We start from the raw sequence: 12,618 nt of genomic DNA on the forward strand, positions 1-12,618 counted from the left end.
TTTGTATTATAAAGAATTAATCAAGGATTGAAGCAAATGGCAATGGATAAAGCACAACAAGACGCACTGAAACTGGAAGTAGCGAAAGCCGCTGTGACTTATGTAAAAGATGGCATTATCGGCGTGGGTACAGGCTCAACCGCCAATTTCTTTATTGATGAACTAGCCAAAGTAAAACATAAAATCACCGGCGCGGTGGCCAGCTCAGAAGCGACTGCACAACGCTTGCGTGCCCACGGCATCGAAGTATTTGACTTGAACAGCGTCGACAGCCTGGATATTTATGTAGACGGTGCCGATGAAATCACCGAACACATGCATATGCTTAAAGGTGGTGGCGGTGCGTTGACCCGTGAGAAAATCGTGGCTGCCGTAGCGAAATCCTTTATCTGCATCTGTGACGAAAGCAAATTCGTACCAGTATTAGGCAAGTTCCCGCTGCCGGTAGAAGTGTTGCCAATGGCCCGCAGCCATGTCGCTCGCGAACTGGTCAAACTGGGCGGCCAACCACAGTTGCGTGACTTCACCACCGATAACGGCAACCTGATCCTGGACGTACACGGCCTGACCATTAGCGACCCGATCGCGCTGGAAGCCAAAATCAACGCCATCGTTGGCGTCGTCACCAATGGCCTGTTTGCAGCCCGCCCAGCTAACGTCTTGTTGCTGGCCACACCAAACGGTGTCAAGACACTGACAAAGTAATTGCAAAATTATCATGAAGTTGTCATATTGTGCTGGTAATCTGCACCGGCACAATAATTAGGAAAATTTGTCATGCAATTTGAACATACCTCTAAGCAATACGATGTTGAACTAGAATCAGTACGTGCCAAGGTTCTGGAAATGGGGGGACTGGTTGAGCAGCAGATTGTGAATGCGCTGGAGGCACTCACCAGTGCCGACGTGAATCTGGCCAAGGATGTGATGGAGCGTGACACACGCGTCAATGCACTCGAAGTACAAGTCGACGAAGATTGCAGCCATATCATCGCCCGCAGGCAACCTGCCGCACGTGATTTGCGCATGATCATGATGATGGTCAAAACCATCACCGACCTCGAGCGTATTGGCGACGAGGCCACCAAAATTGCCCGTACGGCGCAGCGCATCTACGAACAAGACCGCATGTACAAACCACGTTTTAACGAGATTAAAACCATGGTTGGGATTGTGCGTGAGATGCTGCGCACCTCATTAGACTCTTTCGCCCGCCTGGACGTGAGCCAGACGGTTGAAGTGGCCAAGCAAGATGAACAAGTGGACGAGCAATTCCGCGCCGCCATGCGTCAGCTGATTACATTTATGCTGGAAGATCCACGCACAATTTCCATGTCACTGGAAGTGCTGTTTGTGGCCAAAGCGATTGAGCGTATTGGCGACCATGCCAAAAACATTTCTGAATACGTCGTCTATATGGTGAAAGGCAAAGATGTACGCCACACCAGCCTGGAAGACATTCAGCGCGAAACGCAATCCTAAAATGGATTTAAAGCAAAAAAGCACTCCAAGGAGTGCTTTTTTTAATCGCGGCTATCAAGCTGATGCATTAAGCGCTGGGCGGCACGTAACCACTCGCGACATCGGCACCATCACCAAAGAAGTACTTTTCAGTCTGCTCGGCCAAATACTTTCTGGCGCTGGCATCAGCCAGGCTCAAACGGTTTTCGTTAACCAGCATGGTTTGCTGCTTCAACCAGCCTGCCCAGGCCTCTTTGGAGACGTGCATATAAATCCTTTTGCCCAACTCACCGGGATAAGGCGGGAAATCCATGCCCTCAAGCTCTTTGCCCAGTTTCACACATTGCACCAATCTTGCCATGTTCGTTCCTCACTACACTGCTAAAAGCGCTATCATAGCGCATGTTAAAATCTGATGTCGCATTTTAGAGATAATCCATGCAAAACAATCAATCATCTAGCCACCAGGAAAGCCCTTTTAAAGGCAAAACTGGTTTTCGTCGCTTAATCAATGCTTTTGGCTACTCCATGGATGGCTTTAAAGCCGCCTACCAACATGAAGATGCCTTCCGCCAGGAGGTCTGGCTGTCGCTGGTATTGATTCCACTGGCATTTTATCTCGAAGCAGAAGCCTTGCACCGCATCCTGATGGTCGGCAGCGTGCTGTTGGTGATGATTGTCGAGTTACTGAACTCAGCCGTGGAGGCCGTGGTTGATCGTGTGTCCATTGAGCGCCACGCATTGGCCAAACGGGCCAAGGATATTGGCAGCGCGGCCGTATTACTGGCACTGATTAACTTGGGCGTAGTATGGGGCTTGATCCTGCTAGCTTAATGTTACTCAATAATAGGTGCACCAATAAAAAAGGTTGGCAATGCCAACCTTTTTTATTCATCAATTTACCTTAGAAATCAGCCCTGGCACCAACCAGGATAGACCGTGCGCCTGCTGGCGAAATATCCTTGAGAAAAGATGCGTGTTCGCGGATCTCATCATTGAGCAGGTTATTGGCCTTGGCAAATAACTCGACGTGATATTTCACAGGCAACTTGTACGCAACCAGAGCACTCAGGTTGGTGTAACCGTTGGTTTTCAACTCGTTCTCAGCCACATCGTTTTGCTTAAAGGCATGCAACACATCTAGACGCGCATTCCAGCCTCCCAGATGGTAATCCAGGCCGCCACCCAGGCGCAAAGGTGAGATACGCGGCAGATAGTCATTATTGCGCGTGTCTTTGGCATGCACATAGTCCCCACGCAACTTCAGCGCCCACTCATCATTCAAGGCAAACTTGCCTTCCAGCTCCACGCCTTTAAATAAGGCTGGAACAGCCTGAAAGTTTGCAATCGGCAACCCTGAGCCTGGATCGGTTGTTCCTGTATTAAACACACCAATAAAATTCTGGAAGCGCGTGGCATAAGCGCCTAAGGTAATACTATGCCCATTCGCTTTCCACTTAAGTTGCGCATCGATACCATTTGACTCTTCTTTCTTTAAGTTGGTATTACCCACCTCAAATTGTCCAGTGGCCACATGTTCACCATTGGCATAAAGCTCAAAATAGCTGGGAGCACGCTCGTTATGTGATAGATTGGCGGTCACGCTCCACACATCATCAATGGTGTACAAACCACCCAATGCAAAGCTGTTGGGATTAAAACGATTATTAAATGCCTGCGTGAAAGTACTATCTGCACTGGAGTTGACTGTCGTCTCACCAAGGCGCCCACCAAAAGTGATTTTGTGTTTATCAATAGGCAGCTCTTCATAAACATATAACGCTTGGGACTGCGTCACAACACTAGGCACAAAGGCCTCCTCGCCCAGGGCTTGAAAACGGGTATTCTGGAACTGATAGCCCAACACACCATTTACCTTGCCTAGTGGAGCATGCGTCGCCTCTAGACTACCCTCCATGCCGCGATTCTTAAATGTCGTCCCAACCACGCCATCTTCCAGTTCAACGTGCTGATAGTCTGTGTGCGCCATACGCAGCTTGAGTTTTTGTAATGGCCCTTTTAAATCACGCACCTCACCCGCTAACTCCAGGCGTTTGTTTTGCATGTCAATGCGCACATTGTCTTCTGCCACCGTGCCATAGTTATTATTGGAGTCTGCATAAGACACGCCAAGGTAACCGGTATCAAAGGTCCAGGCCGCCCCTAATGCACCGCCATTAGCGAGCGCATCGCTATTATTCAGTTTGCCATTGCCTTTGCTATCCCGCGCCGTGCCATCTGCCCGGCTTTTACGTTTTGAAACCGCATAGCCAGGAATCTCCAGGTCACTGGTTTCGCGGCTGTAAACATCTGCATGCAATGCGAATATGCCGTTACCGACATCCATCACTGCCGCCCCGTTACGGGTATTGTCCGGCCCACCAAACCGCGCTTCCGCACGACCGGTATAGCCATCGAGTGACTCTTTGGGAATACGGTGGTCAATCGCATTCACCACTCCACCCATGGCGCTACCGCCATAGAGCAAAGCCGCAGGTCCGCGCACTACGTCAATTTGTTCAATAATCAGCGGATCAATACCAACAGCATGGTCAAAACTCAGGGAGGACGCATCCAGCACGCCCACACCGTTTTGCATAATACGTACACGCTCGCCATCCATGCCACGGATAATCGGGCGTGAAGCATTGGGGCCAAACTGGGTCGAGGTGACGCCAGGAATGCCATTAAGCGTTTCACCCAATGTGCCCTGGCGACGCAAACTTAATTCGCGACCACCAATCACTGACACCGGGACGACCATATCATCAGAAGCGACACCTAAAGGATTACCCGTGACCGGGACTTGATCAAGATTGATGTTTGAAGTGTTATCTGCAGCGAAGACAGGGGTGGTTAATGCGGCCATCATCGCTAGCCATAGCGGTTTTTGACGCCAGGAATGTGGCGCCATGCTGTTGATCATATTCATTGTTATTTCCAGACACGATAGAGACAGTGCGCGTTGCACTGTACTCAGAATAAATAAGCGCCAGAGATGGCTAATGCCAATCCAGGAGCGCGATTAATATCAGGCGGAAATAATGAAAGGCGGGGCGCGCGCAGAATAAACGGCGACGCAAGTGGTAACGACCGCGAACACCGCGGCGATTGGAGGCGTAAACCCGTTGAGCGGAGGCAAACTCCACTGCGGCGTTTGCGTCAGCGCAGCTGCGGCATGTGCCAGGCTGATACACAAAGTACAAGGTTCATTGCCTTGTTTTTTGTCAGGCTGAGACTGTTGCGTCAGCTCTTTGATATGGCTGATTTCGTGTGTAGCAATGCCGGTTTGCGCAATGGCAAACAGCACCGACAACAGGAAATAGACATAAAAACGCTTTAACATATTGAATATATTAACATATATTTATGACAATTGAGTGAACGGTCACGCCTAATGCAGCCATGCCGCGAGGATAGACTCCACGGCATTGGCGTTTTGCGCGGGCACATAGCCGCCTTCCAGCATCCACAGCATACGTCCTTGCGCGTAGGTATCCGCCAGCTGTTTAATACGGGTAGCGATTCTGCCATAGCCTTCATCAGAATATTGCAACGCGCCCAAACGATCACCCGCATGGGCATCCAGTCCGGCCGACACCAGGATGAGTTGCGGACGGAACTGCTGCATGGCAGGCGCCAACTGCTGGTCTAATGCATGCAACAGAATGTGTTCGTTACTCCCCGGCGGCACGTCCACATTCATCGTATAACCAACCCCGGCTCCAATACCTTGCTCAGAGGGACGGCCACTGCCGGGATACAAAGGATGCTGATGGGCGCTGAAATAAAAAACGCTGTTATCTGCCTCAAAAATCTCCTGGGTGCCATTGCCATGATGCACGTCGATATCAATAATTAAAATGCGTTGAATGCCATAACGTTGTTGCGCATAACGCGCGGCGACGGCGATATGATTGGTCAGGCAAAACCCCATGCCGCGCTCACGTGTGGCATGATGCCCGGGCGGCCGTACTAGGGCAAATGCCGCCGCTGACTTCTGTGTCATCAGCGCATCGATACCAGCCATCCCCGCCCCGGAAGCCAATGCCGCCACGGCTACCGAATGCTGTGAGATCACTGTGTCACCGGTGCTAAGCAGTTGATGTGCTCCGGCATGGACGCGAGCCTGTTCGGCATCCAGTAAATCCAGATAGGCGGCACTATGCACACGCAATAAGTCTTCGCGCGTAGCCGCAGCAAACGCAGGCCAGCGTAAAAACGGCCGCAATGACGCACTATGCTGCAATCGCGCCACAATCGCACTGATGCGGCGCGCTTGCTCCGGGTGATCGGGCCCAGGATCATGGGCTTCAAAACGTGTGTCGTACAGTATGCTAATGGTCGTCTTGGCCGGGACGGCGGATACGTCACCTTGCGCGACGGCTGCAGGCAAACAAGGCAGCAAGAGACTCAACACAAGCGGAGTAAGGCATCGCTTCATGGATATTGGCCCAATAGACTAAGCCTATGATTGTAGAAACTTGCCGCGGCAGTGGCAAGTCAGCTGGTCAGCTTATAGATTGACGACGCGCTTCGGCGCGACGCGACCATCACGCTGCTGAAAGCCGACGCCAAGAAACAGGCCAGCTTCACTGTAAATGCGCAGCTCACCTGCCGGAATACTGCCTGACACCCACACCGGATTGCCCTGTTTAAAATAATAAGCCGCATCTTCTTGCAGCAGGATTTTGGGTAAAGCCGTGATCGCCGTATCTACCGGCAGCAGCAAGGCATCACGCTGTTCAGCGGTCATCTGCTCCAGTGCTTCAATGCTCACTGTATGCGCAATTTGATAAGTGGCGGTCGCCGTGCGGCGTAAAGCCGTTAAATGCGCCCCTGCCTGCAAGGCTTTACCAATATCCTCACCCAGGGTGCGAATATAAGTGCCCTTGCTGCAGCACACTTCAATCTCTGCACTGTTATCAGCACAACCCAGCACGCGTAGCGCATGAATAGTCACTTGGCGTGGCGCACGCTCCAGCTCGACACCATCGCGCGCGTATTCATATAAAGGCTTACCGTTCACTTTAAGTGCCGAATACATGGGCGGCACCTGGGTAATTTCACCCATAAACTGCGGCAACACGGCTTCAATACTTTCACGGGTAATATGGCAATCGACCTGGCTGATCACATCGCCTTCTTTATCGCCAGTCGTTGTGGTGACGCCAAACTTGACTGTGGCGACATAGGTTTTATTTTCATCGGTTAAATGCTGTGCAAACTTGGTTGCCTCGCCCAGGCAAATCGGCAAGACACCGGTTGCCAGAGGATCCAGCGTGCCGGTATGCCCGGCTTTTTGCGCCTGATATAACCATTTGACCTTTTGCAAGGCCTGGTTGGAGGAAAAGCCATATGGCTTGTCGAGCAATAACACGCCACTGATGGCGCGTTTAATGCGTTTGATTTGCATAGCTGAAGAGGATAAAAATTAGTCTTGCGGAGGCGTATCGGACAAAGCCTGATTGATCAGCTTGTCCATATGCATACCGCGGTCTATGGATTCGTCATAGACAAAATGCAATTGTGGCACAGTACGTATCATCATACGCTTACCCAATTGCGAACGCAGGAAACCAGCCGCTTTTTCCAGGCCAGCCTGCAAGCCTTTGCTATTTTTTTGTGCCGTATAAAAAACCTTGGCGTGTGCCATGTCACCAGTCACCTCGACGCCAGTCAAAGTGACCATCTGCACGCGCGGATCTTTGACCTCGAACATGAGCAAATCCGCCAGTTCACGGCGCATTTGCTCAGAGATTCTGTCATTGCGGGAAAATGCCTTGGCCATTACAGCGTTCTAGCCACTTCAACGACTTCGTAGACTTCCAGGATATCGCCCACTTCGATCTCGTTGTAGTTCTTGAGAGAGAGACCGCACTCGAAGTTGTTTTTGACTTCTTTAACGTCATCTTTAAAGCGTTTCAGCGAATCCAGCTCACCCGTGTGAATAATCACATTGTTGCGCAACACGCGTACTTTGGAGTTACGTTTAACCATACCATCCTGTACGTAACAACCAGCCACAGCACCCACTTTAGAGATACGGTAAACCTCACGGATTTCTACCGTACCAATCATTTGCTCTTTCTGCTCAGGCGCCAACATGCCGCCCAGGGCCGCCTTGATTTCATCGACCGCTTCGTAAATGATGTTGTAGTAACGCAAGTCTACATCCAGGTTCTCGACCAACTTACGGGCACCGGCATCAGCACGCACGTTAAAGCCGATCAACACCGCTTTGGACGCCGCAGCCAGGTTCACATCAGATTCGCTGATCGCACCCACCGCAGTGTGAATAATATTGACGCGCACTTCGCTGGTAGACAGTTTCTGCAAACTGGTGGTCAAGGCTTCGAAAGAACCCTGAACGTCTGACTTGATAATCAGGTTCAGTGTTTGTACTGCGCCTTCACCCATATTTTCAAAAATATTTTCCAGCTTGGCTGCATGCTGTTTAGCCAGTTTCACATCACGGAACTTGCCTTGACGGAACAATGCAATTTCACGCGCCTTACGTTCGTCATTCAACACAATGGTCTCTTCACCGGCACTCGGTACATCAGACAAACCAAGCACTTCTACCGGAATAGAAGGACCTGCTTCTTTAATATCATTGCCGTTCTCATCCAACATGGCACGTACGCGACCATAAGCAGTACCCGCCAGCAACATATCGCCGCGACGTAATATGCCGGACTGTACCAATACGGTAGTCACAGGGCCACGGCCTTTATCCAGGCGACCTTCAATCACCAGGCCGGTGGCCGGGGTGTTTTGTGGTGCCATCAATTCAAGCACTTCAGCCTGTAACAATACAGCTTCTAATAACTCATCAATCCCTTTACCAGTTTTGGCGGACACTTCACGGAACATGGCTTCACCACCATATTCTTCCGGCACCACTTCATGCGTAATCAGTTCACTTTTGACACGCTCAGGCTGCGCTTCTGGTTTATCGACCTTGTTGATCGCGACCACGATAGGCACGTTACCTGCCTTGGCATGGTGAATCGCTTCAATCGTTTGTGGCATCACGCCATCATCGGCAGACACCACCAGAATCACAATATCAGTCGCTTTGGCGCCGCGTGCACGCATGGCGGTAAACGCCTCGTGACCCGGGGTATCGAGGAAAGTGACCATGCCACGCGGGGTTTCTACGTGATAAGCGCCGATATGCTGTGTAATGCCACCGGCTTCGCCAGATGCAACACGGCTGCGACGAATATAGTCCAGCAACGAGGTTTTACCATGGTCAACGTGACCCATGACGGTAACGACAGGTGGACGCGCTTGCATCACGGCTTCAACCGTTTCGGTTTCTTCCAGGAAGCTTTCCGGATCGTTAGCGGCGGCAGCTTGTGCCTTATGGCCCATTTCTTCAACCAGAATGATCGCGGTGTCTTGATCCAAGACCTGGTTGATGGTCACCATCATGCCCATTTTCATCAAGGCCTTAATCACTTCGGCAGCCTTCACTGACATCTTATGTGCCAAATCAGCCACTGAAATCGTTTCAGGCACCATGACTTCTTTGATCAAGGGCTCAGTTGGCGCATTGAATGCGTGCTGATCATCTTTGCTTGATTTGTGGTGCTTGCCTTTGGGTGTACGCCAGCCTTGGGCGCCACCAGCAGGGGCATCACCACGGGTTTTAATGCCACGTTTTTTATTTTCGTTGTCAGTCCAATCGCGGTTATCGGTCTTGGCTTTCTTGTCTTTGCTTTCAGGCTTGTCAGCGACTTTATTGGCTGGCTTGTGCAACGTACCTTCGGACAATTTGGTCGCGGCCGGTTTGTTTTTAGCCGCTTCTGCTTCAGCCTGACGTTTGGCCTCTTCTTCAGCACGACGCAGGGTCAATGCCTGCTTACGCTTCACATCCTCAGCTTGCAGTGCCGCCAATTTGGCAGCGCGCACAGCTTCATTCTCGCGCAAGGCAATTTCTTGTGCAGAAAGCACAGCCGCTTTTTTCACGACCACCGGGGCTTCCGCCACAGGCGCAGCTTCAGCAACAGGCGCTTCAACTGGCTCAGGTTCCGGCTCTGGTAACACTTCAGGCACTTCTTCAACCACAGGCGCTTCGACAACCACTTCCTCAATTTCTGGTGGCAACTCGTCCAACACCTCAGGCAAAACACTTTCAGCTTCATCGTACGCAGCATCTACCGGCTGGTCATAGCCAAGCTCCGGGCGCTCCAGCACGCGTTTTTTGCGTACCTCTACCTGAATGGTGCGTGCTTTACCTGAACTATCGAGTTTTTTGATCTCGGTGTTTTGTTTGCGGGTTAAAGTGATTTTATTTTTCGGGGCATTCGCCGCACCATGCTCTTTACGCAAGTAATCCAGCAAGGCAGCCTTGTCACCTTCTTCCAAAAAATCATCCACAGACGTTTTATTAACGCCTGCGCTTTTCAGTTGCTCGATGAGCAGAGTCGTTGGAAGACCCAGCTCTGCGGCAAATTGTGCGACGGTTGAAAGTGCCATGTACTGCTCCAGTTCAATTACTTTATTTTTTAATTAAGATGTATGCATGATGTCTTAACCGCATAGGTTACTTAAACCAAGGTGCACGTGCGGTCATAATCAATGACTTGGCACGCTCTTCATCTATTCCTGTCAACTCGACCAACTCATCGACGGCTAGCTCAGCCAGATCTTCACTGGTGTGGATTTCGCTCGCAGCCAGTTTGTGGGCTGTATCTGCATCCATGCCGTCCAGTGTCATCAAGTCGTTGGTGTCTTCTTCGACCTTCTCTTCTTTGGCAATGGCCTCTGTCAGCAAAGCCGCACGCGCACGCGAGCGCAACTCATTGATGGTATCTTCATCAAATGCTTCGATTTCAGACATTTCAGCCAATGGCACATAAGCGATTTCTTCCAGCGTGCTAAAGCCCTCTTGCACCAGAATATCAGCCACTTCTTCATCCACGTCCAGCTTTTCAATAAACAGCTGGCTGATCTTAGCGTACTCATCCTGACTCTTCTGTGCAGCTGCTTCTTCAGTCAGAATGTTCAAATTCCAACCGGTTAACTCTGAAGCCAGGCGTACGTTTTGACCGTTACGGCCAATGGCGACGGCCAACTGCTCTTCATTCACAACCACATCCATGCTGTGCGCATCTTCATCAACCACGATGGAGGTCACTTCAGCAGGGGCCAGTGCATTGATCACAAACTGCGCCGGATCCATGCTCCATAACACGATATCTACACGTTCGCCACCGAGTTCAGATGTGACGGCCTGTACGCGTGAACCACGCATACCAACGCAAGTACCCACTGGATCCAGGCGTTGATCATTGGTTTTAACCGCAATTTTAGAGCGCAAGCCCGGGTCACGTGCCGCAGAGCGAATCTCTAATAAACCTTCTTCAATTTCCGGCACTTCCAGCTCAAACAAGCGCTTGAGGAAATCTGGCGCCACACGCGACAAGATCAGTTGCGGGCCACGGCCACCGCGATCAACGCGAGACAGATAAGCACGCACACGGTCACCAACACGCAGGTTTTCTTTCTGGATCATGGCTTCGCGAGGTAACAGGCACTCAATACGACCGACTTCAATGATCGCATTGCCTTTTTCCATACGCTTGATCACGCCAGTCACCAGGCTCTCACCGCGGGCCAGGAAATCCTGAATCATTTGTTCGCGCTCGGCTTCGCGCACTTTCTGCAAAATCACTTGCTTGGCAGCTTGTGCCCCAATACGGCCAAAGGAGATCGACTCTAATGGCTCTTCGTAGTAATCACCAATCTGTCTGCTGGCTGCACGCTCATCCTCTTCATCGAATTGGTAAGCAGAGCTTTCCAGCAGGTCGTATTCCACATATTGCCAACGTCTAAAGGTTGCGTACTCACCGGTTTCGCGATCAATTTCCACGCGGATATCAGCACCTTCTTCATGGTTCTTTTTCGTTGCCGAAGCCAATGCCAGTTCCAAGGCAGTAAAAATCACCTCTTTATCCACATTTTTTTCGTGTGCAAGGGCATCAACCAACAACAATAATTCACGACTCATCGTAATCTCCAACTCACCGTACGGATTAGCTATAACAAATTAATCAAAGACAGGGCTCAAACGAGCCTTATCAATATTATCCAGCGACAATCTATAAATCCAGCCATCGCACTCAACTACTACTTTGCCTTCTTCGACCCCTTGCAACAGCCCCAGAAATGTTTTTCTTGGCAGGCTGGTTTTTGTCGCTTTAGGGCCATCGTCCTGAATACCAATGCGCAATTTGATTTGCGCACGCTCACCGGCAAAGCGCACAAAATCCGTCTCTTTGCTCAACACTCGATCCAAACCGGCAGAGGACACTTCAAGACGGTCATAATCAATATCCAGCTCGACAGTCAATACATTACCGAGCTGATTGCTGACCAACACGCAATCATCAATCGTCACGCTGTCTTTATTGTCTTTCGGCGTGAGTTTGTCGATAAACACGCGCAGCAACTTGCCACGATTGGCTGTTTCAAAATCAACCAACTCATACCCCAACTGGGTAACCGTCTTTTCAACCACCGAATGCAGGTTTTGCATACGCGCCCTTAATTCAAAACGTTACGTCCGAAAACAAAAAATGGGCGTAACGCCCATCTATCATTTCGATTATACCAAATTTCCTTTTAAATTCAAAGCTGGACATGCGATGCCCAGCAGTCAACGTAACGCAGCAAATCACCAGGAATTCACCCTCATTTTTTAATAGCCCACTTGGGTCAATGACAGCGGCCCGCGAGTCTTTTACTATGCTTAAAACGAGGGAGAAGACTCTAATTAACAACCGCCCAAGCGGTGCAAACAATAAGCAGTACAGATTTCATGGCAGTCTATTTTGAGCATATCTAAATAGACTTTAACCCGGTGCTTGCACCGGGTTTTTTTCTGCCCGCAAAATGCAAAGTATTGATTTCCAAAATGAGCAGTTTTTTACAAGCGGAATCTCTGCCTGCGTTGTATCTACCGATGTGACTATGCGATGCATCGCCTTCAGATATTTTGAAGCAATAAAAAAGGCCTCAACACGCGAGTGTTGAGGCCTTTTTAGAATAGGAGCTTGGGGATGACCTACTTTCGCATACGAAGAGTACACTATCATTGGCGCAAGTTCGTTTCACGGCCCTGTTCGAGATGGGAAGGGGTGGTTC

The 12,618-nt window shown here is 50.4% G+C and carries 12 protein-coding genes; 3 read left to right on the top strand and 9 right to left on the bottom strand.

Going from position 1 to position 12,618, the window contains the following annotated elements:
- Nucleotides 1-42: 42 nt before the first annotated feature.
- Both rpiA and phoU read left to right on the top strand, forming a co-directional pair.
- Nucleotides 43-705, top strand: a complete 663-nt coding sequence (rpiA, locus tag MET42_RS0114225; RefSeq protein ID WP_019883783.1) for a ribose-5-phosphate isomerase RpiA — start codon at nucleotides 43-45, stop codon at nucleotides 703-705.
- A gap of 72 nt (nucleotides 706-777) precedes the next feature.
- Entirely contained in the window at nucleotides 778-1,482 is a 705-nt protein-coding gene (gene phoU / locus MET42_RS0114230; RefSeq protein ID WP_019883784.1) for a phosphate signaling complex protein PhoU, read from the top strand.
- 67 nt (nucleotides 1,483-1,549) lie between these two features.
- Here the strand turns inward: phoU and MET42_RS0114235 are convergent, their stop codons facing one another.
- Nucleotides 1,550-1,822 (bottom strand): oxidative damage protection protein, encoded by a 273-nt coding sequence (locus MET42_RS0114235; protein ID WP_019883785.1) that lies wholly within the window; start codon nucleotides 1,820-1,822, stop codon nucleotides 1,550-1,552.
- A gap of 77 nt (nucleotides 1,823-1,899) precedes the next feature.
- Between MET42_RS0114235 and MET42_RS0114240 the strand changes: the two genes are divergently transcribed.
- Complete coding sequence (locus MET42_RS0114240) at nucleotides 1,900-2,295, top strand: diacylglycerol kinase (protein WP_019883786.1); 396 nt, start codon at nucleotides 1,900-1,902, stop codon at nucleotides 2,293-2,295.
- A 70-nt stretch (nucleotides 2,296-2,365) separates the two neighbouring features.
- Here the strand turns inward: MET42_RS0114240 and MET42_RS0114245 are convergent, their stop codons facing one another.
- The 8 genes from MET42_RS0114245 to rimP form a co-directional block, all read right to left on the bottom strand.
- Entirely contained in the window at nucleotides 2,366-4,393 is a 2,028-nt protein-coding gene (locus MET42_RS0114245; protein ID WP_019883787.1) for a TonB-dependent receptor, read from the bottom strand.
- A 99-nt stretch (nucleotides 4,394-4,492) separates the two neighbouring features.
- Complete coding sequence (locus MET42_RS0114250) at nucleotides 4,493-4,807, bottom strand: hypothetical protein (RefSeq protein ID WP_019883788.1); 315 nt, start codon at nucleotides 4,805-4,807, stop codon at nucleotides 4,493-4,495.
- 48 nt (nucleotides 4,808-4,855) lie between these two features.
- Nucleotides 4,856-5,857 carry a histone deacetylase gene (locus MET42_RS0114255; protein WP_232411639.1) on the bottom strand — a complete coding sequence of 334 codons (1,002 nt, stop codon included), beginning with the start codon at nucleotides 5,855-5,857 and terminating at the stop codon, nucleotides 4,856-4,858.
- Between the two features lie 120 nt (nucleotides 5,858-5,977).
- Entirely contained in the window at nucleotides 5,978-6,877 is a 900-nt protein-coding gene (truB, locus tag MET42_RS0114260) for a tRNA pseudouridine(55) synthase TruB (RefSeq protein ID WP_019883790.1), read from the bottom strand.
- Between the two features lie 18 nt (nucleotides 6,878-6,895).
- Nucleotides 6,896-7,252 carry a 30S ribosome-binding factor RbfA gene (gene rbfA / locus MET42_RS0114265; protein WP_019883791.1) on the bottom strand — a complete coding sequence of 119 codons (357 nt, stop codon included), beginning with the start codon at nucleotides 7,250-7,252 and terminating at the stop codon, nucleotides 6,896-6,898.
- A complete protein-coding gene (infB, locus tag MET42_RS0114270; RefSeq protein WP_019883792.1) occupies nucleotides 7,252-9,948 on the bottom strand; it encodes a translation initiation factor IF-2 in 2,697 nt (898 codons plus the stop codon). The genes rbfA and infB overlap by 1 nt, the downstream gene beginning before the upstream one ends.
- 67 nt (nucleotides 9,949-10,015) lie before the next feature.
- Entirely contained in the window at nucleotides 10,016-11,482 is a 1,467-nt protein-coding gene (nusA, locus tag MET42_RS0114275; RefSeq protein WP_019883793.1) for a transcription termination factor NusA, read from the bottom strand.
- Nucleotides 11,483-11,521: 39 nt separating this feature from the next.
- The gene (gene rimP / locus MET42_RS0114280) at nucleotides 11,522-12,010 is read right to left on the bottom strand and encodes a ribosome maturation factor RimP (RefSeq protein ID WP_019883794.1); all 489 of its coding nucleotides are present in this window, start codon (nucleotides 12,008-12,010) and stop codon (nucleotides 11,522-11,524) included.
- Nucleotides 12,011-12,618: the final 608 nt, after the last annotated feature.

The organism is Methylophilus sp. 42 (genome assembly GCF_000384155.1).
Classification (GTDB): Bacteria; Pseudomonadota; Gammaproteobacteria; order Burkholderiales; family Methylophilaceae; genus Methylophilus.

Excerpts from the sequence above, each read along its gene's own strand:
- rpiA (WP_019883783.1), top strand. The coding sequence starts at position 43 with ATGGATAAAGCACAACAAGACGCACTGAAACTGGAAGTAGCGAAAGCC.
- phoU (WP_019883784.1), top strand. The coding sequence starts at position 778 with ATGCAATTTGAACATACCTCTAAGCAATACGATGTTGAACTAGAATCA.
- MET42_RS0114235 (WP_019883785.1), bottom strand. The coding sequence starts at position 1,822 with ATGGCAAGATTGGTGCAATGTGTGAAACTGGGCAAAGAGCTTGAGGGC.
- MET42_RS0114240 (WP_019883786.1), top strand. The coding sequence starts at position 1,900 with ATGCAAAACAATCAATCATCTAGCCACCAGGAAAGCCCTTTTAAAGGC.
- MET42_RS0114245 (WP_019883787.1), bottom strand. The coding sequence starts at position 4,393 with ATGAATATGATCAACAGCATGGCGCCACATTCCTGGCGTCAAAAACCG.
- MET42_RS0114250 (WP_019883788.1), bottom strand. The coding sequence starts at position 4,807 with ATGTTAAAGCGTTTTTATGTCTATTTCCTGTTGTCGGTGCTGTTTGCC.
- truB (WP_019883790.1), bottom strand. The coding sequence starts at position 6,877 with ATGCAAATCAAACGCATTAAACGCGCCATCAGTGGCGTGTTATTGCTC.
- rbfA (WP_019883791.1), bottom strand. The coding sequence starts at position 7,252 with ATGGCCAAGGCATTTTCCCGCAATGACAGAATCTCTGAGCAAATGCGC.
- infB (WP_019883792.1), bottom strand. The coding sequence starts at position 9,948 with ATGGCACTTTCAACCGTCGCACAATTTGCCGCAGAGCTGGGTCTTCCA.
- nusA (WP_019883793.1), bottom strand. The coding sequence starts at position 11,482 with ATGAGTCGTGAATTATTGTTGTTGGTTGATGCCCTTGCACACGAAAAA.
- rimP (WP_019883794.1), bottom strand. The coding sequence starts at position 12,010 with ATGCAAAACCTGCATTCGGTGGTTGAAAAGACGGTTACCCAGTTGGGG.